Genomic DNA, 22,759 nt, shown 5'->3' on the forward strand with positions numbered 1-22,759 from the left:
TTCAATCTAAGCGATTGTCCCTTGCTACGGCCCGTCTGGCGCTCCCCGCACGCGCGCCGGCCCCGGGCCAATGTCCGTCTAAAAGTTCTCCATGATCCACTCGCCGACCTTGGCGAAGTAGCCTGTCCCCGTACGCAAGAACCGTTGCTCGGTGCGGGCACCGAGCCTGTCGTCGCCGCGCGCCCAATGCAGGAGTAGGCCGATCGCGGCGGAAAAATCCGGCGCGGTCGCCACCGGCGGCAAACCATTCATGGCCCGCGGGCGGCCAAGCCGCGCCGGGCGTCCAAACATGTTCGAAGCGAGTTCCGGCAGACCGGTCAGCTGGCTGCCGCCGCCCGTCAACACCAGGTGTTGCGCGACTTCGGCGGCGAGACCGCTCGATGCGAGGCGGCGTCGCATCAGATCGAGGATCTCCTCGATGCGGGGCCGGATGATGCAGGCGAGCTGCGCCTTGGTGATCTGATTGAGGCTGCCCTGGGCCACGCCGCCGACACATGGGTAGGTGATGATCTCGCGCTCGTCGGAGAGCGTAGCGAAGGCGGCGCCGTGCAACGTCTTCAGGCGCTCGGCATGGTCGATGGGCGCGGCCAAGGTGCGGGCGATATCGGTGGTGATGGCATTGCCACCAAGCGCAATCGCGTCGGTGTGGATGAAATGTCCGTCGGCAATCACCGAGATGGTGGTAGTGCCGGCGCCGAAATCGATGCATGCCACGCCGAGCTTGGCTTCATCCTGGGTAATGACGGAGAGCGCGCTCGCATAGGGCGCGGCGACCAGGCCCGCCACCCCGAGGTGGCAGCGCTCGACGCACAGCATGAGGTTGCGCATGGCGACTTCGTCGGCGGTCACGGTGTGGATGTCGACGGCCAGCCGCTCGCCGCACATGCCTTGGGGCTCGCTGATCCCGCTATTCTCATCGAGGCGATAGCCGGTCGGCAAAGCGTGCAGCACGGCGCGCTTGTCACGGGCGGCGTATTGACGCCCGCCGGCGAGGAGGCGCTGTACATCCTCGTCGCGCACGGCGCCGGCCGGCAGGGCGACGCTGGCCGAGAAGCTCTCGCTCTTGAGGCGGCCGCAGGTCACCGAGACATGCACGTCCTCGACGGTGACGCCCGCCATGCGCTCGGCGGCATCGACCGCGGCGCGGATGCAGTGCTCGGCGCTGTCGAGATGGGTGACCATGCCGGCCTTCAGGCCTTCGGCGCGGGTGTGATCGAAGCCGAGCACCTCGAATTGCACGGCGTCGCCCTTGCCCTCGAACCAATCGGGTGCAGGCGAGGTCTTGCCGATCAGGCAGCACACCTTGCTCGTACCGATGTCGAGAGCGGTGACGATGCGCTGACGCTTGCTCCTGATCGTGGTCGTGTAGGTCATTCCCCCTGCCCTCAAACCTTCGTCTTATGTCTTGCCTTTAGTGGCGCCGGTGCTCGCGGTCGGCACATCGCGCGGCGCGCCAACGTCCGGCATGGCGATCGCGGCCTCGCGCAGACGCACGGTGATGCGGTCTAGCAGGCGCAGATCGATTGCCGCCAAATCTCGTTCGAGCACGCGATGCTCTTGTTCGAATTTCGTGAGGGACTCGAGCGCCACGGCGATATTGTCGTCGGGCAACATGATCTCGAGTCCGGAACGCAGCTTCAGCGTCCAGCGGCGATCGCCGACTCTGAGAGCCGCGAGCATCTTCTGCTTCAGCTCGCCGTAAGTTTCGAGCTCCTGGTACAGCGCGGCGGCATGCTTGCCGGCGCCCTCGCCAACAACGAGGGGCAGGTGCGGATAGGCTTGCGGCAGCGCTGGGGCGAGCACGACGCCATCATCGTCGACGACGAAGGTCTCGCCCTTGTATTGCCAAACGGCGTAAGGGCTGCGCTCCTCGATTACGACCTGGAGGGTCGAGGGCAGGAGGCGCATGACTTGGGCGTGGCGGATCCAGGGCACCGACTCCAGCCGCTCCTTGGCTGAGTCGGTATTGAAGCCGAGCATCATGGTGTCGGGACCGGCGGCGAGCGCGGCGGTGATGGCGGCGTCGGTGGCGTGGCGCTGACCCTCGACCGTGACCCGCTTCACGCCGAAGCCGGCGGCAACGGCGAGACGCTCGACCCCATGCACCAGGGCATTGAAGACGCGACCGGTCTGGCCGCCGATGATGGCGCCATAGACGACCGCGCTCACAAGGAAAAACAGGCTGAGCAGCAGCCATTTGCCGCGCACGCGGTCGCGGCCTAACCGGCCGAGCCGCACGCTTCTCGGGCTTCGGCTAACGAGCGCACGCGCCCCCGACAGCACCGGCAAGCCACGGGAGGACTGCCGCGGCATGGCGATACCGCGCGCAAGCAGGGCCGCTTGCGACCCCCTTTTCCTGGCGTGACCCCTTGCCGGGCCTAGCGATTGCACGACGCATCCTCCACGATCCAGCGGACAAGCTCGCCGAACGAGCGGCCGCCATAGGCTGCAAGCTCGGGCACAAGCGACGTGGACGTCATGCCAGGCTGGGCATTGACCTCAAGGCAGATCAGTTCCCCCGTGCCTTCTGGCCGGTCGTCGAGGCGGAAGTCGGATCGACTGACCCCACGGCAGCCCAGTGCCCTATGAGCCGCTACCGACAGCTTCTGTACCAATTGGTAAACATTTGGTTTAAGCGGGGCCGGGAGGACATGAATTGACCCCCCCGGAGCGTATTTCGACTCATAGTCGTAGAAGGCGAGGCCTTCAGCCGGGCGGATCTCAATGACCCCCAGGGCCTCCTCGCCCATGACCGCGCAGGTCAGCTCTCGTCCCGGGATGAACCGCTCGACCATGAGCTCCTCGCCAAGGGCCCAATCGGCCGCGGTCAGCTCTTGGGGCGGGTGGGCCTGGTCGTGGCGCACGATATAGACGCCGACGGACGAGCCCTCGGTCGGCGGCTTGATGACGTAAGGCGGCGGCATGACGTGAGCGCGGGCGGCCTCGGCCCGGGACACGACGCGGCTCTCGGCCACAGGTACGCCGGCCACGCGCAGCACCGCCTTGGCGCGCTCCTTGTGCATGGCGAGTGCCGAGGCGAGCACGCCCGAATGGGTGTAGGGAATGCCCAAGGTCTCGAGCAGGCCCTGGATGCAGCCGTCCTCGCCGTAGCGCCCGTGCAACGCGTTGAAGCAAACGTCGGGCGCGATTTCGGCGAGACGGGCGGCAACGTCACGGCCGACATCCACTTGCGTGACCTTATAGCCTTCCCCTTCGAGGGCCTTGGCGCAGGCGGCGCCCGAGCGCAACGAAACCTCGCGCTCCGACGACAGCCCTCCCATCAAGACGGCGACGTGCTTTTCCTGGGCCATATTCGTGTCCCTCGTGGTTTCAATGCCGTGGTCCGGTTGCTGTAGCTGAATCGGACCGATTTAGGAATCCGCGCGGACATCATTTGATGTCACGTCAAGCGGAAGCTCTATTCGCGGGTTTCCACGCCTGCTAGCCTGCCCGGCCGCCCGATCGGCACGGAGGGACAGTCATGCATTTTGGTATTTGGCTTCGCGCACTCATCTTGGCCCTCGTTGCGCCGTTAATTTCGACCGCGTCCTTCGCCGAGACGACGACCAAGGAGAAGGTGCTCGCGGCGCTGCCGAAGCTCGAGGAGATCGCGCAAGAGCAGGTGGCGAATGGGGGCGTGCCGGCCCTGTCGATCGCCATCGTCTACCAGGACGAGGTGGTCTATACCGGCGGCTTCGGGCTGCGCGAGGAAGGGAAGCCCGGCACGGTCGATGCCGACACCGTGTTCCAGCTTGCCTCGCTGTCCAAGCCGGTCTCTTCGACCGTGGTGGCGGCGCTCGTCAGCGAAGGTCTCGTCGGCTGGGATTCGCGCATCAGCGATCTCGATCCTGCCTTCAGGCTGGCGCAACCCTATCCGACCGAGCAGGTCACGGTTACCGATCTCTTCGCCCATCGCAGCGGGCTTTCGGGCAATGCCGGCAACGACCTGGAAGGGCTCGGTTTTGATCGCAACACGATCCTCTCCCGCTTGCATCTTTTGAAGCCGACGTCGAGCTTCCGCGCGGGCTACGCCTACAGCAATTTCGGACTGACCGAGGGCGCGGTGGCGGCAGCCAAGCCGACGGGCAAGTCGTGGGAAGACGTTACCAAGGAAAAGCTGTTCGCGCCGCTCGGCATGGATTCAACCAGCTCGCGCCATGAAGATTTCCTCAAGCACGCAAATCGTGCCGAGCTGCACGCGAAGTATCGCGGGAAATGGACGCCGCTCGTCAAGCGCAATCCCGATCCACAGTCGCTGGCAGGAGGCATCAGCTCGAATGTGCGCGATCTCGCGCAATGGATGCGGCTCGTGCTCGGCAACGGCAAGTTTGACGGCAAGCAGCTCATCAAGGAAGAGGCACTAGCGCCCTCGCATGCGCCACTCATCGATCGCGGCGACAACCCCGTGAGCGGCGGCCCGTCATTCTATGGCCTCGGCTGGAACCTCGGTTACACGCGATACGGCACGCAGTGGGGCCATGCCGGGGCCTTCAGCCAGGGCGCACGGACGGTCGTGTGTTTGCTTCCCGAAACGCAGCTCGGCGTCGTAGTTCTGTCGAACGCGTTCCCGACCGGGGTCCCTGATGGGCTGTGCGACGTCTACTTCGATCTCGTGTTCAAGGGCGACGTGACCGACGACTGGATTGCCAAGTGGAACGCGATCTACGGCTCGATGTTCGGACCGGTTCTGGAGGCGGCCCAGAAGCTCTACGGCACGCCGCCGGCTTCGCCCTCGCCGGCGCTGCCATTTGCCGCCTACGCGGGAACCTACGCCAACGACTATCTCGGCAACGCCGAGGTGGTCGAAGGAAATGGCGGGCTGCAACTGAGGCTCGGACCGGACGGCGAGAGGTCGTTCCCGCTCTCCCATTTCGACCGGGACCTTTTCATCTACTACCCTGAAGCGGAAACGCCCGGCATGCCGTATTCCGTCACCTTCGAGATCGGTCCCGACCAGACGGCGCGCCAGGTGACCATCGAGGATCTCAACGACGACGGACAGGGCGTGCTCGAACGCGTCGAGCAGGACTAGACTCAACGAGGCGTGCCGAGGCGCTTGATCTCCCATTCGAGATCGACGCCGCTGGTCTCCTTGACCCGCGCGCGGACGGTCTCGCCCAGGGTCTCGATATCCGCGGCGGAGGCGTTGCCCTCGTTGATGAGGAAGTTGCAGTGCATCTCCGAGACTTTGGCGTCGCCGATCGCAAGCCCGCGGCAGCCGGCGGCATCGATGAGCTGCCACGACTTCTTGCCCGGCGGGTTCTTGAAGGTCGACCCGCCGGTGCGGCTCTTGATCGGCTGCACCTCTTCGCGGTAGGCGGCGATCTCGTCCATCTCTGCGAGGATCCTTTCGGGGTCGCCAGGTTCGCCCTGAAGCAGAGCCTCGGTGAAGATGTAATCCTCCGGCGCGCCGCAATGGCGGTAGGCGTAATGAAAGTCGGCGACGGGGACGACATGCACGTTGCCTTGGCGATCGACGGCGCGGGCCTCGACCAGCACCTCGCAGGTCTCGCGGCCATGGGCGCCGCCGTTCATGCGGAGCGCGCCGCCGACGCCGCCGGGGATGCCGCGATAGAATGAGAGCCCGGCGATGCCGGCGTCGGCCGCGGCGCGGGCCACCTTCACGTCGGGCACGGCGGTGCCAACTCTCAGGCGAGATCCGTCCTCGATCTTGATGTCGCCGAAGCCGCGGCCCAAGCGGATGACCACGCCCTCGACGCCGCCGTCGCGCACGAGCAAATTCGAGCCGAGACCGATCATGGTGACGGGCACGTCGGCGGGGAGAGTTTTCATGAAATAAGCGAGGTCGGCTTCGTCGGCGGGCGAGTACAACACTTCCGCAGGGCCGCCGACCCTGAACCAGGTGTAGTCTTTCAGCGGCGCCTCCGCCGTGAGACGGCCGCGCAACTCAGGCAGCGCCACTGTCAGCCGCGCGCGCAGGCCAGCTCCGTTCACGCCGCCCCTCCAAGCTGCTTGAGGCGGGCGGGCAGCGCATTGATCCAGTCGGTGATGGTGCCGGCGCCAAGGCCGACCACGAGATCGCCAGGCTTGGCGACAGCGGCAACAGTCGAAGTCAGCGATTCCTCGTCGTCTATTGTCAGCACGTGCGGGTGGCCGTGGCGGCGGAGCCCTGAGGCGAGCTCGTCACGGTCAATACCGGGAATCGGCGCTTCGCCCGCCGAATAGACGGGCGTCACCACGACAATATCGGCGTCGTCGAGGCAGGCGGAGAACTCATTGAACAAGGCCTGGAGCCGAGAATAGCGGTGCGGCTGCATCACGGCGATGATGCGCCCCTTGCCGGCCATGCGCGCAGCGCGCAAGACGGCGGCGATCTCGACCGGATGGTGGGCGTAATCGTCGTAGACGGCGACACCCTGCCATTCGCCGGCGCGGGAGAAGCGTCGCTTCACGCCGGAGAATGCGGCGAAGGTGGCCCGGATTACCTCGTCGCTCACTCCGGCTTCCGTCGCCGCCGCCAGCGCGCCGAGAGCGTTGAGCGCATTGTAGTGACCGAGTGCCGGCAGGGTGAGATCCTCGAGCTTGCGCGCGCCGCCTTTGACGGCAGGGCCGAGATCGGCATCGAAGGTGATGCTGTTGTAATCGGGGCGCACGTTGACGAGCCTGATATCGGCGTCGCGGGCAACGCCGTAGGTCAAGGTGCGCCGTCCATTGGCCGCGCCGCCGAGCTTAGCCAGTAGTTCGCGCACGACGGGATGATCGATACAGGCGACGGCAAGGCCGTAGAAGGGAATCGCGTCGATGAACTGGCGGAAAGCCTGATGCAGCGTCTCCTCCGACGCCCAGTAGTCCATGTGCTCCGGATCGATATTGGTGACGACGCCAATCTGGGTCGGGAGCTTGAGGAAGGTCCCGTCGGACTCGTCGGCCTCGACCACCATCCACTCGCCCTTGCCGATGCGCGCATTGGTGCCCCACGCATTGATGATGCCGCCGGTGAGCACCGTCGGATCAAGCCCGGCGCCGTAGAGCAAATCGGCGACGAGCGAGGTGGTGGTGGTTTTGCCGTGGGTGCCGGTGACGGACACGGTGGCGCATGGGCGCATCAGCTCGGCCAGCATCTCGGCACGGCGAATGATGGGAATACCGCGTTCCTTGGCCGCCTCGAACTCGGGATTGCCGGACTTCACGGCGCTGGAGATCACAAGAAAGTTTGCGTCGGCGATATTGGCCGGGTCGTGGCCGATGAGGCACGTGATGCCGTGGCCGCGCAAGCGCTCGAGATTGGGGCCGTCTTTGAGATCGCTGCCTTGCACGCGGTAGCCGCGAGTGTGCATCACCTCGGCGATGGCGCTCATGCCGATGCCGCCGATGCCCACGATGTGGAACAGGCCTGTCGTCTCCGGCGGTGGCAGATGCATATTGACGCCTTACTCTACGGGTCCCGCCAGCTCCTCGGCGAGGTCGGCGAGCTTCTTCACCGCATCGATATTGCCCATGGCCTTGGACTTCGCCGCCGTCTTGGCGAGAAGGTCCGGCGCGCCGAGCAACCGGGCGAGTTCGTTGGCCAGGCGGTCCGGTGTCAAGTCCGATTGGCGCATGCACCAGCCGCCGCCCGCTTGCTCCAGGCGAGTAGCGTTTTCGAGCTGGTCGTTGTCAAGAGCATGTGGCAGCGGCACCAGGAGCGCTGGACGGCCGATCGCCGTGAGTTCCGCCACAGTCGACGCCCCGGCGCGGGCAATCACGAGATGGGCGTTGGCGATCCGCTCGGGCATGTCGCGGAAGAACGGCGCCAGATGCGCGGCGATGTTCGCCTCCTTATAAGCCTCGCGCAAGTCGGTGAGGTCTTCGGCGCGCACCTGCTGCACCACGGTGAGGCGCCAACGCAAAGGCGAAGGCATTTGCTCCAGCGCCCGCGGCACGGACTCGGCGAAGAAATGCGCGCCCTGGCTCCCGCCGAACACGAGCAGAAGCAGCCGCCCGGCCGGCTCCGGCGGCACGTAGGCCACCTTGCGATAGGCGGCCACGGCGTCGCGGACGGGGTTGCCGGTGACCTGCGCCCTCGCCTCGGCGCTCTTACGGAGGTTCTTCGTCGGCGAGAAGGAGAGTGCGACGCCATCGGCGAAGCGCGACAGGAGACGGTTGGCGCGACCCATCACCGCGTTCTGCTCGTGGATCATGGTGGGGATGCCGAGCGAGCGCGCCGCCATGATCGGCGGCAAGGTCGGATAGCCGCCGAAGCCGATGACGGCGAGGGGCTGCACCATTTCGAGCAACCGGCGCGCCCGGAGGAACCCGGTGCCGAGACGACCGAGGGTTTTCATCACGGCAAGGGGCGAACGGCTGGTGAAGGTCGCCGAGGGAATGCGGTACACGGCGCGGGCGGGGAAATCGGAGCCATACTGCTCGGCGCGCTCGTCGGTGGCGAGCTCGACCGCGTAGCCCCGCCGCGCCAGCTCCTGGGCCAACGCCGCAGCCGGGAAGAGGTGGCCCCCCGTGCCGCCGGCGGCGAGAAGAATGGTGCGCGTCGTCACGCCGTCTGACCCCTTGCGCCTGCCGCTTCCGCCTCGTGCTCGGCGCGCGCCGGGTGCTTGAGCCGTCCCGCCATCGGCCGCTTGCGGGTGAGGCCCAGCGCGAAGCCCATGGTCAGCGCCATGGCGAGCAGCGATGAGCCGCCATAAGAGATGAACGGCAGGGTCATGCCCTTGGCCGGGAGCAGGCCGACATTGACGGCCATGTTGATCAAGGTTTGCAGGCCGAACAGCATAACGAGCCCCGCCACGGCATGCCGAATATACCCGTCAGGCTCTTGCGAGGCCTTAGATAGCCCGCGCAGCACGATGAAGGCGAACAGAGTCAGCAAAAACAGGCAGGCGATTAACCCATACTCTTCCGCCGCCACGGCAAAGATGAAGTCGGAATGGGAATCGGGCAGGACGTCCTTGACGGTCCCCTCGCCCGGCCCGCGCCCGAACCAGCCGCCATGCAAGAAGGAATCGAGCGAGCGGTCCGACTGATACGTGTCCCCGGAGGCGGGATCGAGGAAGCGGTCTATCCGCGAGGCGACGTGGGGCATCAGATAGTAGGCGGTGACCAGCCCGGCGATGGCAACGCCGACGAGAACCAAAATCCACACCATGTTGATGCCTGCCATATAGAACAGCGCGCCCCACACGAGCGTGACGAGCAGGGTCTGGCCGAAATCGGGCTGGAGCACGAGCAGCAGCGCAAAGATCGCATAGACGAGGATGGCGAGCTCAAGACCCGGCACGTCTTTGCGCTTCTGACTCTCGTTGAACAGCCACGCCGTGAGCACGACGAAGGCAGGCTTCACGAACTCCGACGGCTGGAGCGAAAAGGCGCCCAGCTGAAGCCAGCGCTTGGCGCCCTTGATCTCGGGTCCCAAGAACAGGATCAGGATCATCAACGCGATGCCGACGAGAAGGATGACGAGGCTTGTCCGCCTGATCTGCTTCGGCGTCAGAGTCGACGCGGCGAACATGATGGCCAAGGCCGGCAGAAGCAGCCCCGCATGGCGGCGCACGAAATAGAAGTGTTCGAGATCGTGCTTCTCGGCGATGGGCGGGCTAGCCGCGAGCGACAGCACGAGACCTGCGCCCATGAGCAGCACGAGGCTGAAGAACATCAGGCGGTCGACGGTGAACCACCAGTCGGAGAGGACGCTTTTGTCGGCGCGAGTGATCCTCATGCCGCCCGTCCTTGCCGGCTCACGCTTTGCGCGCCATCGAGGCGCATGACGATGTCGCGGAAGGCATCGCCGCGCTTGGTGAAGTTGTCGAACTGATCATAGGACGCACAGGCGGGCGACAATAGCACAACCGGTTCTTTCGCCCGCGACCGGGCGGCGTCGGCCGCCGCCGCAGCGACCGCTCGATCGAGCGTGCCGCAGTGGACGTGATCGACCGCGCCGCCGAGCTGGCGCGCGAAGGCGTCCGCCGCCTCGCCGATCAGGTAGGCGCGCGCGATCTTGGGAAAGAACGGCTCGAGCCCCGACAATCCCCCCTCCTTCGCCCGGCCACCGACGATCCAGTATATGTCATCGAAGCTTGCCAGGGCCTTGCCGGCAGCATCCGCGTTGGTCGCCTTGGAATCATTGACAAACAGCACATTGCCGCGCCGCGCCACCTGCTCCATGCGATGGGCGAGGCCGGCGAAGCTGTTGAGGCCCTGCTGGATCGCGGGCGCATCCAGCCCTTGCGAGCGGGCGAGCGCGTAGGCCGCCGCGGCGTTCTGCCAATTATGCGCGCCGCGGAGCGAGCCGATGCCGGCAAGATCGGTGCGTCCCATCTCTCGGCCCCCCTCCATCTCGAGCAGCACACCGTCTGACGCCCATACGCCGTTCTGCACCGCGCGGCCGACGGCGATGCGCTTCACCGCGAAGATACCGCGCAAGCTCTCGGCGATGGCGCGGCAGGGCTCATCGTCGACGCCGATGACCGCCGTCGCCTCAGGACCGAGATTGCCGAACACTTGCGCCTTGATGCGCGCGTAGTCCTGCAGCGTACCGTGACGATCGAGATGGTCGGGGGTGATGTTGAGAAGCGCCGCGGCGTCTGGCGCCAAGGAGGGCGTGAGGTCGATCTGGAACGAGGATAGCTCGAGCACGTAGGTGAGACCGTCGGCGAACGGCTCAAGGTCGAGCACCGCCTTGCCGATATTGCCGCCGAGCGCCGCGCGTCTCCCTGCCGAACCGAGCAGATGGGCCGTGAGCGCCGTTGTCGTCGACTTGCCGTTGGTGCCGGTGATGACGACGACCTCGCTCTTGGACTTCTGCTGGGCGCGCTCGCGGAACAGCAGCTCGATATCGCCGATGACCTCCACGCCTGCGCGCCGCGCCGCGACAACGCTCCAATGCGGCGCGGGGTGCGTCAGGGGAATGCCCGGCGCGAGTACGAGCGCGGCGAAGCGCTTGAAGTCGGCGGCGCTAAGGTCGGCGACCGTGAGCCCGGCGGCTTCAGCCTCGGCGCGCGCCGATTCTTTGTCATCCCACACAACGGCTCGGGCGCCGCCCTCTTCAAGCGAGCGCGCGACGGCAAGGCCGCTCATCCCTGCGCCCACCACTGCAACGTCGCAGCCGGCGAAGATGGTCACGGGAATCATGATGCTAGCAACTTAGCGCAATTTCAGGGTGGCGAGGCCGGCAAGAGCAAGGACCACGGCAATAATCCAGAAGCGGATGACCACCGTGGATTCAGGCCAGCCCTTTTGTTCGAAATGGTGATGCAGCGGCGCCATGCGGAACACGCGCTTGCCGAAAAACTTGAACGAGGCGACCTGGACGATCACCGAGACGGCCTCCAGCACGAACAGGCCGCCGACGATGGCGAGCACCAGCTCATGCTTGGTGGCGACGGCGATGGTGCCAAGCGCCCCGCCGAGGGCGAGCGAGCCGGTGTCGCCCATGAAGATGAGCGCGGGCGGCGCGTTGAACCACAGAAACCCGAGACCCGCGCCCACCAATGCGCCGCATACGATGGCAAGCTCGCCGGTGCCGGGTACGAAATGAATCTGGAGATAGTCGGCAAAGAGCGCGTTACCGACGAGATAGCAGATGAAACCGAAGGTGGCGGCGGCGATCATCACCGGCACGATGGCGAGCCCATCGAGGCCGTCGGTCAGGTTCACCGCATTGCCGGCGCCGACAATGATGAAGGTGCCGAAGGGAATGAACAGCCACCAGCCGAGGGGAATCATGAGTCCCTTGAAGAACGGGATGGCAAGAGAGGTCGACAAAGGCTCCTGACCGACCGAGGCGATGACCGTCGTGGCGACCAAGGCGGCGACGGTCTCGATGATGATCTTGATGCGTCCGCGGAAGCCCTCCGCCGACTGCTTAGTCACCTTGAGGTAATCGTCATAGAGCCCGACGGCGCCATAGACGAGGGTGAGCAGCAGCACGACCCACACATATGGGTTCGACAGATTGCCCCACAACAGCACCGTGACGGTGACGCCGGAGAGGATCATGAGGCCACCCATGGTCGGGGTGCCTTGCTTCTGGAGGAGATGACGCTCGGGCCCCTCCTTGCGGATCGGCTGGCCCTTGCCCTGGCGGACGCGCAAGGAACGGATCACGCGCGGGCCGAAGAAGAAGACGAACAGCAGTGCCGTCAGCACGGCCCCGCCGGTCCGGAACGTGATGTAGCGGAAGATGTTGAGGAACGTCAGCTCCGGCGCAAGCTCGGCCAACCAATAGAGCATCGCCCTCTCCCCCGAACTGGCCCTCAGGCCGACAGGCTTTCCGCCTCGAATCGGCGCTTCAGCACCTCAACGAGCGGGGCCATGCGGCTGCCCAAAGACCCCTTGACCATGATCACGTCCCCTGGGCCTACGCCTTCAAGCAGGCCGGGCGCAAGCTCCTCGGCAGTCTTGGCATAGGCCCCCCGGCGGCTTGCCGGCAAACCCTCGTAAAGCGAGCCCATCAGCTCGCCGCAGGCAAAAACTACATCTACCCCGGCCCCGTCAACGGCCTCCGCGAGTTCGCGGTGCAGGCGCGGGCCCTCCGGCCCTAGCTCCAGCATGTCGCCGAGCACCGCCACGCGGCGGCGGAACTCACTGCGCGGGGTGAGGCCGAGGGTAGCAAGCGCCGCCCGCATGGACGCGGGGTTCGCATTGTAGGACTCATCGAGAATGGCGACGCGGCCGCCCTCGGCGTCGATGACGATGCGCTGGCCGCGGCCGGCCTGCGCGTGGAGGTTGGCGAGCGCCGCCGCAGCGGGCCTCAGGTCGGCGCCGGCCACCTTCACGGCGGCGAGCACGGCAAGCGAATTCTGCACGACATGCGCACCGGGCGCGCCGAGGCGGTAGCTCACGGTTTCACCGAGAATGTCAGCGGTGACCTTCGAGCCGTCCGGCATGAGCTCCGCCGTGAGCAGCCGGGCGTCGGCCACCGCCGTCGTGCCAAATCCGACGACCTTGGCGCCATGGTCGCGGGCATGGCGCTCCAGGCGTTTGTGATGGGGATTGTCGCGGTTGACGATCGCCGTGCCGCCAGGCTCGAGGCCGTGAAAGATTTCCGCCTTGGCGTCGGCGATCTCCTCGACGGAAGCGAAGAAGCCGAGATGTACCGGCTCGACCGTGGTGACGATGGCAATGTGCGGGCGGACCAACCGGGTCAGCACGTCGACCTCACCGGGGTGATTCATGCCGATTTCGAACACACCGAAGCCGACCGAACGAGGCATGTTGGCAAGGGTGAGCGGCACGCCCCAATGATTGTTGAAGGACTTCGAAGAAGCATGCACCGTGCCGCTCGGCTCAAGAGCGAGCCGAAGCGCCTCCTTGGTGCCGGTCTTGCCGGCGCTGCCGGTAACACCGATGACGACGGCGCGCTTCGCGCGCGCCCTGCCGGCGCGGCCGAGGTCGTTCAAGGCGGCGAACGTGTCGGCGACGCGCACCAAGCGCTCCTCGTCCCCTTCGGGGAACGCCGCATCCACGACGGCGCAGGGAGCGCCCGCTTCGAGCGCGGCGGCAACGAAGGCGTGACCGTCGCGGTGCTCGCCACGAATGGCGATGAAGCCTTCGCCGGGTTTGAGGCTGCGGCTGTCGATGGAGAAGCCGGCAACCGGACTGTCGGCCACGCCACGGCTCTTGCCGCCCGTGGCGGCCGAGACCTCCTGCAAAGTCCACAGCGGTTCAGACAATCTTCGCCTCTTGTGCCAAGGCGGCGGACACCGCGTCGTGGTCGGAAAACGGGATGACGGTCGTGCCGATGGTCTGGCCGGTCTCGTGGCCCTTGCCCGCCACCAGCAAGACGTCGCCTCTTCCCAGCATGGCGACGGCCTCGGCGATGGCCAGGGCACGGTCACCGATCTCGATGGCGCCGGGCGCGCCGGCGAGAATCTCGCGCCGGATTGCGGCGGGTTCTTCGCTACGCGGATTATCGTCGGTGACGATGGCCACGTCCGCCTTGGCCACGGCCGCCGCTCCCATCTCCGGCCGCTTGCCCCTGTCGCGATCGCCGCCGCAGCCAAACACCACCAGGAGGCGCCGCTCGACGTAAGGCCTGAGTGCATTGAGTGCCTTGGCAAGCGCGTCGGGGGTATGGGCGTAATCGATGAAGATGGGCGCGCCGCCTTCCGCAGTGCCAGCGAGATCGAGGCGTCCGCGGGCGCCGCGCAGATCGGCAAGAAGAGGCAGCACGTCTTCGGCGCGCGCGCCGGTGGCAAGACAAAGGCCGGCGGCGACCAGTGCATTGGCGGCTTGAAACTCGCCGACCAGCGGCAGGCGCACCGAGTGCGCGCGACCCCCGTGTTCGATCACGAGCGACTGGGCGAAACCGATGATCTCGGCGGAGACGAGCCGCAAGGCTTCGCCGGCGCGGCCGACCGTCACGAGTTGGAGTCCGGCCGCGCTCGCCTCTTCGGCCACGCGGATGCCGCCTTGGCCGTCGACATCGACCACTGCTGCGGCGCCGCGCGGCAGAAGCTTGCGGAATAGGCGGAGCTTCTGCGTGAAGTAGTCCTCGAAGGTCGCGTGATAGTCCAAGTGATCGCGCGAGATGTTGGTGAACGCACCGGCGCAAAGGCGCACGCCGTCGACACGCCGCTGCTGCAGCCCGTGGCTCGACGCCTCGAAGGCGAGATGCGTAACGCCATCGCGGGCAAGTGCGGCGAGAAGCGCATGCAGCTCGATAGGGTCGGGCGTGGTGTGCTTCAGCACCTGTGTGCCGCGCGGACCGACGAGACCGACCGTGCCGAGGCTCGCCGCTTGGAACCCCTGCCCGGCCCACAGCTGGCGCACGAACGAGGCCACCGAGGTCTTGCCGTTGGTGCCGGTGACGGCCACAACCGTCTCCGGCTGCGTACCGAAGAAGCGCGCGGCGATCAAGGCAAGCCGCCGGCGCGGATCGGGATCGGCGATCACCGGCATCTCGGGATCCGCGAGGAGCGTGCCTTCTGGAACCAAGATCGCCGACGCACCCCGCGCGCGTGCATCGGTGATGAAGCGTGCACCGTCAGTGTTCACTCCAGGCAGCGCCGCGAACAGGTAACCGGGCTTCACCTGCCGGCTGTCGGCGGCAAGCCCGGCGATGGGCAGGTCGCGCCACTCCTCCCGCAGCGGCGCCTCGGGCCCGATAAGCTCACCCAGAATCATGTTCGACTAGACCCCAAAAGGGCGGTTTCCCTCGACAAATTCAAGGGCTTGGCTAGTTCCCGCGAAGAGACGAGCCTTCTAATAGGAGGCCGTAACCTTGGCGTCAAACCGGCGCTCGGTCTCTTCGAGCTTCGGCGGCACGCCAAGAATCGGCCCGACCCGCGCCACGATCTTGCCGACGGTCGGGGCCGCATTGACGCCTGCGGTGGCGTGGTTGTTGCTGGCCGCGACTCGCTGCGGCTCATCGAGCATGACGAGCACGAGATATTGCGGATCGTCGGTCGGAAACGCGGCAAGAAAGTTCGTCAGCAGCGCTGTCTTCGAGTAGCGGCCGGCGACCACCTTCTCGGCCGTGCCCGTCTTGCCGCCGACGCGGTAGCCTGCGGCCTCGGCGCGCTTGCCGGTGCCCTTCACCACATTCATGCGCATGAGCTTGAGCATGGCGGCGCTGGTCTCGGCCTTGAGCACGCGGGGACTGGTGGCGAGCGCATCCTCGCGCGACCGCGGCAAAAAGGTCGGCGTCACGCCGATCCCGCCGTTGACGAGCGGCAACGTGGCGGCGGCGAGCTGAAGCGGCGTCACCGACAATCCGTGACCGAAGGCGATGGTCATGGTGTTGAGCTTCTGCCAGTGCTGCGGAACGATCGGCATGGCGCTCGGCCCGAGCTCGGTGGTGACCGGGCTCAGCAAGCCGAGCCTCTTGAGGAAGGCACGGTGGCGGTCGACGCCCATTTGGAGCGCCATCTTGGCGGCGCCGATGTTCGACGAGTAGATGAACACCTCGGGCACGGTAAGTGGGCGCCCCTTGCCGTGGAAGTCGCTGATGGTGAAGGAGGCGTAGCGGATGGGGCTCGAGGCGTCATAGCTCGTGTTGAGCGACGCCAGTCCGAGGTCGAGCACACCTGCCACGCTAAACACCTTGAACACCGAGCCCATTTCGTAGACGCCGAAGCCGATGCGGTTGAGACGGTCCTTGTCGAGGGCCTGCTCGCGATGGTTCGGGTCGAAGTCGGGGAGCGATACGAGTCCCAGCACCTCGCCGGAGTGCAGGTCGATCACGACGCCGGCCGCGGCCTTGGCGCGATAGTTGGCCATGGCAGCTTTGAGCTCCTCGCGCAGCACGTGCTGCACGCCGACGTCGAGCGACAAGGTAACGGTCTCTTCGCCGGACGCGGTCTGCGGGCTCGCCATGGTGAGCTGCGGATTGTCGTCGACGAACTTCTCGATGCCGGCGAGGCCGCGGTTGTCGACATCAACGAGGCCCACGACATGGCTCGCGGTGGCGCCGACAGGATAGACGCGGCGGTACTCCTGGATGAAGCCGAGGCCCGGCAAACCGAGCTCATAGATCTCCGCCTGCTGCTTCGGCGTCAGCTCGCGCTTGATGCGGACGAAGCGGCTGCCCGCCTTGATGCGTTCGCGCAGGCTCCTGGCGTTGACGTCGGGGAGCACGCTCGCGACCTGCTCGGCCAGCTCGTCTCGATCGATGACGCGTTTGGGGTCGGCGTAGAGCGTGGCGCCTCTGATGTCGGTGGCAAGCAGCCGGCCGTGGCGGTCGAGGATGTCGGGTCGGTGGACCGTGGTGGAGATGTCATAGAGGCCACCACTCCCCCGTTCGGCGCCGGCGAAGCCGAGGGTCACGAGGCGCCCGCCGATCAGGACAAAGGCCACGGCAAAGCCGAGACAGGCAAGCCGGAAGCGATAGCGGCAGCGGGCGTGGTAGGCCCGTGCGGCGCGCGCTTCGGCGGGGTCTGCTCTGTCGTTGTCGCGCAAGGTGGCCGTCCGCCCTAGTTGGTCGCAGGCTTCAACGCAGCCGCCTGGGTCGGAGCGACAGGCAGCGCCGGCTTCTGTTCAAGGTTGCTCGACGTGACCTCGTCCAGAATGACAAGCTGCTGAGGGTGCGCCGGGGCAAGCTTGAGGTATTTCTTGGCGAGCCGCTCGATGCGCTCGGGCCGATTGAGAAGACCCCATTCGGCGCGCAGCACGGCGAGCGCCTCGCGCTCTTCCTCGATCTCCATCTTGAGGACGATGATCCTCTCGTCGAGAGCGCGGGCCTCGTACTTCGCCTGATAGATGACATAGGCGAGCGCGACGAGGCCCAGGACCAGGCAGATATTGACGAAACGCAACATGATACAAACGCGAACTAGACCCCGCGTCCCCCCTTTACATGAGCTGCGCGACCCGCGGCACCCCGAGCGTCCCAAGATCGAGCGGATGGGCGGCCGCCCCCGTGCGCTCGCCCGCCCTGAGCCGGGCCGAGCGGGCCCGCGGGTTCCGCCGAATCTCTTCCTTGCTCGGTTCTAACGGACGCCGGTTAAGAAGCTGGAAGCTTGGCGGAAGAGTTTGCTCGGCCGCTTCGGGAAGATGCCGCGAGCCCTTGGGTCCAGGCTCGCTGCGGCTGGCGAAGAAGCGCTTGGCGATGCGGTCCTCCAGCGAATGAAACGTCACCACCACGAGGCGGCCGCCAGCCTTCAACAGGCGCTCGGCGGCGGAGAGGCCCCGCGCCAGTTCATCGAGCTCCGCGTTGAGATAAAGGCGGAGCGCCTGGAAGGTCCGGGTCGCGGGATGCTTGGTCTCGTCGCGCTTGCGGCCGATCACGCCGACGACGATGTCGGCGAGCTCGCCGGTGCTGGTGATCGGGGCTTCGCCGCGCCGCTTGACGATGGCACGGGCGATGGCGCGTGCCCGCCGCTCCTCGCCAAGAACGAAAATGATTTCAGCGAGTTCCTCCTCGGCGAGCGCGTTGATGAGGTCGCTCGCCGTAGGCCCCTCGGCACCCATGCGCATATCGAGCGGGCCGTCCTTGGCGAAGGAGAATCCGCGCTCGGCCCGGTCGAGCTGCATCGACGAGACGCCGAGATCGAGCGTCACGCCGTCGACGGATGCGAAGCCTTCACTCGCGGCGATCGCTTCCATGTCGCTGTAGCAGCCGAGCACAGCCATGACCCGGCCTGGATAGCGCTGCACCAATGCGCCGCCCAAGGCGAACGCCTCCGCGTCGCGATCGATGGCGATGAGTTTGCAGTCGGCGGCTCCAAGGATCGCTTTCGCATAGCCGCCGGCGCCGAACGTGCCGTCGACGATGATCTCGCCGTCCTTAGGCTGAAGCGCCGCCAGGACCTCCGAGAGCATCACGGGAATGTGGCGGGCCGGTCCGCCGGCGGCAGCCGTGCTGCCGCGACCCGCCATCATTCCCGTGCTCCCTCTGGCCCGCCGCGATCGCGGCGCCCCGCGCCGAGTAGCTTGCGAAGGTCACGTACTTTGTTGCGCGACTCCGCGAGATGAGTTTCGAAGCGCTTCGGCTCCCAAAGCTGAAATTTTTCGCCGAGCCCGACAAAAGTGATGTGACTCGTGATGCCTGCGTGCTCGCGCAGACGCTCCGGGAGAATCGTACGGCCGTCTTGATCGATGGAGAGGATTTCGCTGGTGCCGAACAGGGCGGTAGCAAGCTCATCGCGCTCATCGGAGTAGGGCGCGAGGTCCTCGACCAGACGATTGATCTTGTCGATGAGGCGCTGACCGCCGGCGTCGAGCGCTGGCGCGTCAAGCGAAGGATAACAGTAGATGCCGTCGAGGCCGTCTTTGGCGAGGACTGTCCGAAAGGATGCGGGGACCGAGACGCGGCCTTTGGTGTCGATCTTATTGGTGAATGTCGACACAAACTGGTCCATCTCCCCCTCTCGCGCATCGAAGCCGACGGAATTGACTGGACGAACGGCGCTTCGGCGCAGGCACCCGCCTGGGAAAATGGGTGGAGGAAGTGGCGCTGGATCCCCCCGTGGCCTCAAAGGAAGCGCTGCCTGCTTCCTCCACCCCACTCACCGAACGGGCTTGAATGGGATATCATGGGAATTTATGGGCGTCAATGGAAAGCGCCGGGCTGCCGCATGAGACCTTTGGGAATGGCTAATTCTCTGAACGCAAACGCCATCGCGAGGGCTCGGGTTGCCGGCCGATTGCTGGCTGCGCGGGAACCAGGCTACAAAGACTTTAGGGTTAACGCCGCGTTGCCAACTGATTCGTCAACGTGGCGGCCTCAGAGTTTGCTTATTTCAGGCGCCCACTTGCCGCCGGAACGAGGGACGACGGGCTTTGCGTCAATGGTGCTAAGCAGACTAAAAGCGGCGTCCGCCACGCTCGCCGTCGCCACATTCGTCCTCCTAGGGACCGAGGCCGGCGCTATCGATCAGGACCCGTGGTTCGCGCGGCTCGGACCGCCAGACGCGCCCGTCAATCTCTTCTACGAAGAGCAAGGCACCGGCGCACCGGTGCTCCTCATCCACGGCTTCGGCGCCAGCACCTACACATGGCGGCGCATCGCGCCCGAGCTTGCCACGGGCCATAGGGTTATCGCCGTCGACCTCAAGGGCTTCGGCCAGTCCGACAAGCCATTCGACACCCGCTACTCTGTATTCGATCAGGCCGAGCTGCTCACGCAGTTCATCGAGGATCATGACCTGCGCGATTTAACGATCGTCGGCCACTCGTTCGGCGGCGGCGTGGCGCTGGTGCTTGCGCTCGACGACCGCCTCAAGGACCGCATCACCAGGCTCGTGCTGATCGACTCGATCGCCTATCCGCAGAACATCCCCGTGTTCTTCCGCATGCTCGACATGCCGTTGTTTTCCCATCTCGGCGTGCGCATGGTGCCGCCGGCGGTGCAGACGCGAATTGCGTTGCAGATCGCCTATTTCGACAACAGCAAGATCGGCGACGAGGAGGTCGAAGTCTACGCCGCGCCGCTTCGGACCGCCGCCGGCAAGCACGCCATCATCCATAGCGCGCGCCAGATCGTGCCCGAGGATCTGGAGGAGATCTCCAGGCGCTATAGGTCGATCGCGGTACCCACACTCATCATGTGGTGCGACCACGACCGCATCGTACCGCTCGACGTGGGCATCAAGCTCCGCCGCACCTTGCCCAAGTCCACATTGAAGATTGTCGAGGGCTGCGGACACATGCCGCAAGAGGAGCAGCCCGAAGCGACTTTAGGCCTGCTCCAAGGCTTCCTCGGCGGTTGATCGGCCTGCTCCGCGGCTCGCAGCCATAAGCGTTACTTATCACTAGGATAGGCAAATTCGATTTGCGCTTATTGTGCGGCGCACGCATGCTTGCCACCCCTCACGCTACTGAAGGTCCACGATCGGAGAAGAACAATGGACGCAAAAGTCGATGACGCTGGGAAGTGCCCGGTCAAACACTCAAGCTTCAGAGGCCGGACCAACCGCGATTGGTGGCCGGATGCTCTGAGCCTCGAAATGCTGCATCGCAACTCCGACTTGTCCGATCCGATGGACAAGGACTTCGACTATGCCAAGGAGTTCAAGACGCTCGATCTCGACGCCGTGATCAAGGACCTCAATGACTTGATGACGGACTCGCAGGAGTGGTGGCCGGCCGACTTCGGGCACTACGGTGGCCTGATGATCCGCCTAGCCTGGCACAGCGCCGGAACCTACCGCATCACCGACGGCCGCGGCGGCGCCGGCGCTGGTCAGCAGCGCTTCGCTCCGCTCAACTCGTGGCCGGACAATGCGAACCTCGACAAGGCGCGGCGGCTGCTGTGGCCTATCAAGCAGAAGTACGGCCGCAAGATTTCCTGGGCCGACCTGATGATCCTCGCCGGCAATGTCGCCCTCGAGTCCATGGGCTTCAAGACGTTCGGTTTCGCCGGCGGTCGTGTCGACGTGTGGGAGCCGGAAGAACTCTTCTGGGGTCCTGAGGGAACCTGGCTAGGCGACGAACGCTACAGCGGCGAACGCCAGCTCGCGGAGCCGCTTGGGGCGGTGCAGATGGGCCTCATCTACGTCAATCCGGAAGGGCCGAACGGTAACCCGGATCCGATCGCTGCGGCCAGGGACATCCGCGAGACGTTCTTCCGAATGGCGATGAACGACGAAGAGACTGTCGCGCTGATCGCCGGCGGCCACAGCTTCGGCAAGACGCACGGTGCCGGCGATCCCTCGCTGGTCGGACCGGAGCCGGAGAGCGGCGCCATCGAGGATCAGGGCCTCGGGTGGAAGAGCAAGCACGGCACGGGGATCGGCGCCGACGCAATAACCGGCGGTCCGGAAGTCACGTGGACGCAAACGCCGACCAAGTGGAGCAACCTCTTCTTCAAGAACCTGTTCGAGAACGAGTGGGAGCTGACGGAGAGCCCGGCAGGCGCCAAGCAATGGAAGGCGAAAAATGCGGAAGCAAGCATTCCGGACGCCTTCGACAAGTCGAAGAAGCATGTGTCGACCATGCTGACGACGGATCTTTCGCTGCGCTTCGATCCGGCATACGAGAAGATCTCGCGGCGCTTTTATGAGAATCCGGACCAATTTGCGGACGCGTTTGCCCGCGCATGGTTCAAGCTCACACATCGCGACATGGGCCCGCGGGTTCGTTACCTCGGCCCACTCGTGCCGAAGGAGATATTGATCTGGCAGGACCCGATTCCGGCTGCGGACCACGATCTCGTGAGCGACACGGACATCGCCGAGCTCAAGGCGAAGATCCTCGCCTCTGGCGTTTCGGTGTCCGACCTGGTTTCGACCGCCTGGGCGTCCGCCTCAACATTCCGCGGCTCCGACAAGCGCGGCGGGGCTAACGGCGCGCGCATTCGCCTCGCGCCGCAGAAGGATTGGGAAGTCAATGAGCCCGCCCGGCTTTCGAGAGTCCTCGCTAAGCTCGAGGCGATCCGGAAGGAGTTCGGCAAGAGCGTATCGCTCGCCGACCTCATCGTCCTTGCCGGCAGTGCAGCAGTTGAAAAGGCCGCAAAGGATGCTGGCGTCGACGTCAAGGTCCCCTTCACGCCGGGCCGCATGGACGCATGGCAGGAGCAGACCGATGTTCAGTCGTTCGCGCCGCTTGAGCCGCGCGCCGACGGCTTCCGCAACTATATCAACAGCAACAAGCTTCAGTTCATGTCGCCTGTAGAGGCGCTGGTGGACAGGGCCGCGCTGTTGCGGTTGACGGGGCCGGAGATGACGGTCCTACTCGGCGGCTTGCGCGTTCTCGGCGCCAATGCCGAGAGTTCGAAGCACGGCGTCTTCACGAAGACACCGGACAGATTGACGAACGACTTCTTCCTCAACCTGCTCGACATGCACACGGTATGGCACGCGGTTGGCGACGACCTGTATGAGGGTCGCGACCGCAAGACCAACGAACTCAAGTGGACCGGCACTGCCGTCGACCTGATCTTCGGTTCGCACTCGCAGCTCCGCGCGTTCGCGGAAGTCTATGGGTGTTCGGACTCGAAGGAAAAGTTTGTCAAGGACTTCGTGGCCGCGTGGACCAAGGTGATGAACGCCGATCGCTTCGATCTCGCCTGATCTCAGTAGCTGAAGCGCAGTTCCTCCCGCGCTTCCAACGAAACGGCCGGCCCGGAGACATCCGCGCCGGCCGTTTCTCTTATGCGAGGCGCGGTACTAACGCGCTGCGCCCCTCATAAAGTGCATGACGAGCGAGATCGCGAGCAGCACGAGGAAAATGAAGAACAGGATCTGCGCAATTCCCGCCGAAGCGCCGGCGACGCCGCCGAAGCCAAGAAGGCCAGCGATGAGCGCGATCACGAGGAACGTCAAAGCCCAACCGAGCATAGCAGGTCTCCTTCCGCTGAGACGCCGAGTCAACGCGCAAGTGCCCGCCTCGGTTTCACCCACACCTGTCAAAGAGGTCCCTTAAAAAG

The 22,759-nt window shown here is 65.5% G+C and carries 19 protein-coding genes; 3 read left to right on the forward strand and 16 right to left on the reverse strand.

Features of this window, described 5'->3' with window-relative positions:
• Positions 1–78 precede the first annotated feature (78 nt).
• The 3 genes from ftsA to ACRECX_RS07030 all read right to left on the reverse strand — a co-directional run bounded on the left by ftsA (position 79) and on the right by ACRECX_RS07030 (position 3,311).
• Positions 79–1,374, reverse strand: coding sequence for a cell division protein FtsA (ftsA, locus tag ACRECX_RS07020; RefSeq protein WP_431558112.1), 1,296 nt, complete (start codon positions 1,372–1,374; stop codon positions 79–81).
• A 24-nt stretch (positions 1,375–1,398) separates the two neighbouring features.
• A complete protein-coding gene (locus tag ACRECX_RS07025) occupies positions 1,399–2,313 on the reverse strand; it encodes a cell division protein FtsQ/DivIB (protein WP_431558113.1) in 915 nt (304 codons plus the stop codon).
• Positions 2,314–2,378: 65 nt separating this feature from the next.
• On the reverse strand, positions 2,379–3,311 hold the full coding sequence (locus tag ACRECX_RS07030) for a D-alanine--D-alanine ligase (protein WP_431558114.1): 933 nt from the start codon (positions 3,309–3,311) through the stop codon (positions 2,379–2,381).
• Positions 3,312–3,481: 170 nt separating this feature from the next.
• Here ACRECX_RS07030 and ACRECX_RS07035 point away from each other — a divergent pair, with 170 nt between their 5' ends.
• Positions 3,482–5,032 (forward strand): serine hydrolase, encoded by a 1,551-nt coding sequence (locus ACRECX_RS07035; RefSeq protein ID WP_431558115.1) that lies wholly within the window; start codon positions 3,482–3,484, stop codon positions 5,030–5,032.
• Positions 5,033–5,034: 2 nt separating this feature from the next.
• On the opposite strand, the gene murB is transcribed toward ACRECX_RS07035, so the two are convergent.
• The 12 genes from murB to mraZ all read right to left on the reverse strand — a co-directional run bounded on the left by murB (position 5,035) and on the right by mraZ (position 18,752).
• A complete protein-coding gene (murB, locus tag ACRECX_RS07040; RefSeq protein WP_431558116.1) occupies positions 5,035–5,955 on the reverse strand; it encodes a UDP-N-acetylmuramate dehydrogenase in 921 nt (306 codons plus the stop codon).
• On the reverse strand, positions 5,952–7,382 hold the full coding sequence (murC, locus tag ACRECX_RS07045; RefSeq protein WP_431558117.1) for a UDP-N-acetylmuramate--L-alanine ligase: 1,431 nt from the start codon (positions 7,380–7,382) through the stop codon (positions 5,952–5,954). The genes murB and murC overlap by 4 nt, the downstream gene beginning before the upstream one ends.
• Before the next feature lie 9 nt (positions 7,383–7,391).
• Positions 7,392–8,495, reverse strand: a complete 1,104-nt coding sequence (murG, locus tag ACRECX_RS07050; protein WP_431558118.1) for an undecaprenyldiphospho-muramoylpentapeptide beta-N-acetylglucosaminyltransferase — start codon at positions 8,493–8,495, stop codon at positions 7,392–7,394.
• Positions 8,492–9,670: a putative lipid II flippase FtsW gene (gene ftsW, locus ACRECX_RS07055; RefSeq protein ID WP_431558119.1), complete on the reverse strand. Its 1,179-nt coding sequence runs from the start codon at positions 9,668–9,670 to the stop codon at positions 8,492–8,494. The genes murG and ftsW overlap by 4 nt, the downstream gene beginning before the upstream one ends.
• A complete protein-coding gene (gene murD / locus ACRECX_RS07060; protein ID WP_431558120.1) occupies positions 9,667–11,082 on the reverse strand; it encodes a UDP-N-acetylmuramoyl-L-alanine--D-glutamate ligase in 1,416 nt (471 codons plus the stop codon). The genes ftsW and murD overlap by 4 nt, the downstream gene beginning before the upstream one ends.
• A 12-nt stretch (positions 11,083–11,094) precedes the next feature.
• Positions 11,095–12,183, reverse strand: coding sequence for a phospho-N-acetylmuramoyl-pentapeptide-transferase (mraY, locus tag ACRECX_RS07065; RefSeq protein WP_431558121.1), 1,089 nt, complete (start codon positions 12,181–12,183; stop codon positions 11,095–11,097).
• Between the two features lie 23 nt (positions 12,184–12,206).
• Positions 12,207–13,625 (reverse strand): UDP-N-acetylmuramoylalanyl-D-glutamyl-2,6-diaminopimelate--D-alanyl-D-alanine ligase, encoded by a 1,419-nt coding sequence (locus tag ACRECX_RS07070; RefSeq protein ID WP_431558122.1) that lies wholly within the window; start codon positions 13,623–13,625, stop codon positions 12,207–12,209.
• The gene (locus ACRECX_RS07075) at positions 13,618–15,078 is read right to left on the reverse strand and encodes a UDP-N-acetylmuramoyl-L-alanyl-D-glutamate--2,6-diaminopimelate ligase (protein ID WP_431558123.1); all 1,461 of its coding nucleotides are present in this window, start codon (positions 15,076–15,078) and stop codon (positions 13,618–13,620) included. Before ACRECX_RS07075 ends, ACRECX_RS07070 begins: the two co-directional genes overlap by 8 nt.
• Before the next feature lie 78 nt (positions 15,079–15,156).
• Entirely contained in the window at positions 15,157–16,851 is a 1,695-nt protein-coding gene (locus ACRECX_RS07080) for a peptidoglycan D,D-transpeptidase FtsI family protein (protein WP_431558124.1), read from the reverse strand.
• 14 nt (positions 16,852–16,865) lie between these two features.
• Positions 16,866–17,210, reverse strand: a complete 345-nt coding sequence (ftsL, locus tag ACRECX_RS07085; RefSeq protein ID WP_431558125.1) for a cell division protein FtsL — start codon at positions 17,208–17,210, stop codon at positions 16,866–16,868.
• Between the two features lie 34 nt (positions 17,211–17,244).
• A complete protein-coding gene (rsmH, locus tag ACRECX_RS07090; protein ID WP_431558132.1) occupies positions 17,245–18,270 on the reverse strand; it encodes a 16S rRNA (cytosine(1402)-N(4))-methyltransferase RsmH in 1,026 nt (341 codons plus the stop codon).
• Positions 18,270–18,752, reverse strand: coding sequence for a division/cell wall cluster transcriptional repressor MraZ (mraZ, locus tag ACRECX_RS07095; RefSeq protein ID WP_431558126.1), 483 nt, complete (start codon positions 18,750–18,752; stop codon positions 18,270–18,272). Before mraZ ends, rsmH begins: the two co-directional genes overlap by 1 nt.
• 429 nt (positions 18,753–19,181) lie before the next feature.
• Between mraZ and ACRECX_RS07100 the strand changes: the two genes are divergently transcribed.
• The gene (locus ACRECX_RS07100; protein ID WP_431558127.1) at positions 19,182–20,102 is read left to right on the forward strand and encodes an alpha/beta fold hydrolase; all 921 of its coding nucleotides are present in this window, start codon (positions 19,182–19,184) and stop codon (positions 20,100–20,102) included.
• Positions 20,103–20,237: 135 nt separating this feature from the next.
• Positions 20,238–22,403 (forward strand): catalase/peroxidase HPI, encoded by a 2,166-nt coding sequence (katG, locus tag ACRECX_RS07105; RefSeq protein ID WP_431558128.1) that lies wholly within the window; start codon positions 20,238–20,240, stop codon positions 22,401–22,403.
• A 96-nt stretch (positions 22,404–22,499) separates the two neighbouring features.
• On the opposite strand, the gene ACRECX_RS07110 is transcribed toward katG, so the two are convergent.
• Positions 22,500–22,670 (reverse strand): DUF1328 domain-containing protein, encoded by a 171-nt coding sequence (locus tag ACRECX_RS07110; protein WP_431558129.1) that lies wholly within the window; start codon positions 22,668–22,670, stop codon positions 22,500–22,502.
• Positions 22,671–22,759 lie beyond the last annotated feature (89 nt).

Origin of the sequence: Methyloceanibacter sp., assembly GCF_050726195.1 — a bacterium.
Lineage (GTDB): Bacteria > Pseudomonadota > Alphaproteobacteria > Rhizobiales > Methyloligellaceae > Methyloceanibacter.

Excerpts from the sequence above, each read along its gene's own strand:
- ftsA (WP_431558112.1), bottom strand. The coding sequence starts at position 1,374 with ATGACCTACACGACCACGATCAGGAGCAAGCGTCAGCGCATCGTCACC.
- ACRECX_RS07025 (WP_431558113.1), bottom strand. The coding sequence starts at position 2,313 with ATGCCGCGGCAGTCCTCCCGTGGCTTGCCGGTGCTGTCGGGGGCGCGT.
- ACRECX_RS07030 (WP_431558114.1), bottom strand. The coding sequence starts at position 3,311 with ATGGCCCAGGAAAAGCACGTCGCCGTCTTGATGGGAGGGCTGTCGTCG.
- ACRECX_RS07035 (WP_431558115.1), top strand. The coding sequence starts at position 3,482 with ATGCATTTTGGTATTTGGCTTCGCGCACTCATCTTGGCCCTCGTTGCG.
- murC (WP_431558117.1), bottom strand. The coding sequence starts at position 7,382 with ATGCATCTGCCACCGCCGGAGACGACAGGCCTGTTCCACATCGTGGGC.
- ftsW (WP_431558119.1), bottom strand. The coding sequence starts at position 9,670 with ATGAGGATCACTCGCGCCGACAAAAGCGTCCTCTCCGACTGGTGGTTC.
- murD (WP_431558120.1), bottom strand. The coding sequence starts at position 11,082 with ATGATTCCCGTGACCATCTTCGCCGGCTGCGACGTTGCAGTGGTGGGC.
- mraY (WP_431558121.1), bottom strand. The coding sequence starts at position 12,183 with ATGCTCTATTGGTTGGCCGAGCTTGCGCCGGAGCTGACGTTCCTCAAC.
- ACRECX_RS07075 (WP_431558123.1), bottom strand. The coding sequence starts at position 15,078 with ATGATTCTGGGTGAGCTTATCGGGCCCGAGGCGCCGCTGCGGGAGGAG.
- ftsL (WP_431558125.1), bottom strand. The coding sequence starts at position 17,210 with ATGTTGCGTTTCGTCAATATCTGCCTGGTCCTGGGCCTCGTCGCGCTC.
- rsmH (WP_431558132.1), bottom strand. The coding sequence starts at position 18,270 with ATGGCGGGTCGCGGCAGCACGGCTGCCGCCGGCGGACCGGCCCGCCAC.
- mraZ (WP_431558126.1), bottom strand. The coding sequence starts at position 18,752 with ATGGACCAGTTTGTGTCGACATTCACCAATAAGATCGACACCAAAGGC.
- ACRECX_RS07100 (WP_431558127.1), top strand. The coding sequence starts at position 19,182 with ATGGTGCTAAGCAGACTAAAAGCGGCGTCCGCCACGCTCGCCGTCGCC.
- katG (WP_431558128.1), top strand. The coding sequence starts at position 20,238 with ATGGACGCAAAAGTCGATGACGCTGGGAAGTGCCCGGTCAAACACTCA.
- ACRECX_RS07110 (WP_431558129.1), bottom strand. The coding sequence starts at position 22,670 with ATGCTCGGTTGGGCTTTGACGTTCCTCGTGATCGCGCTCATCGCTGGC.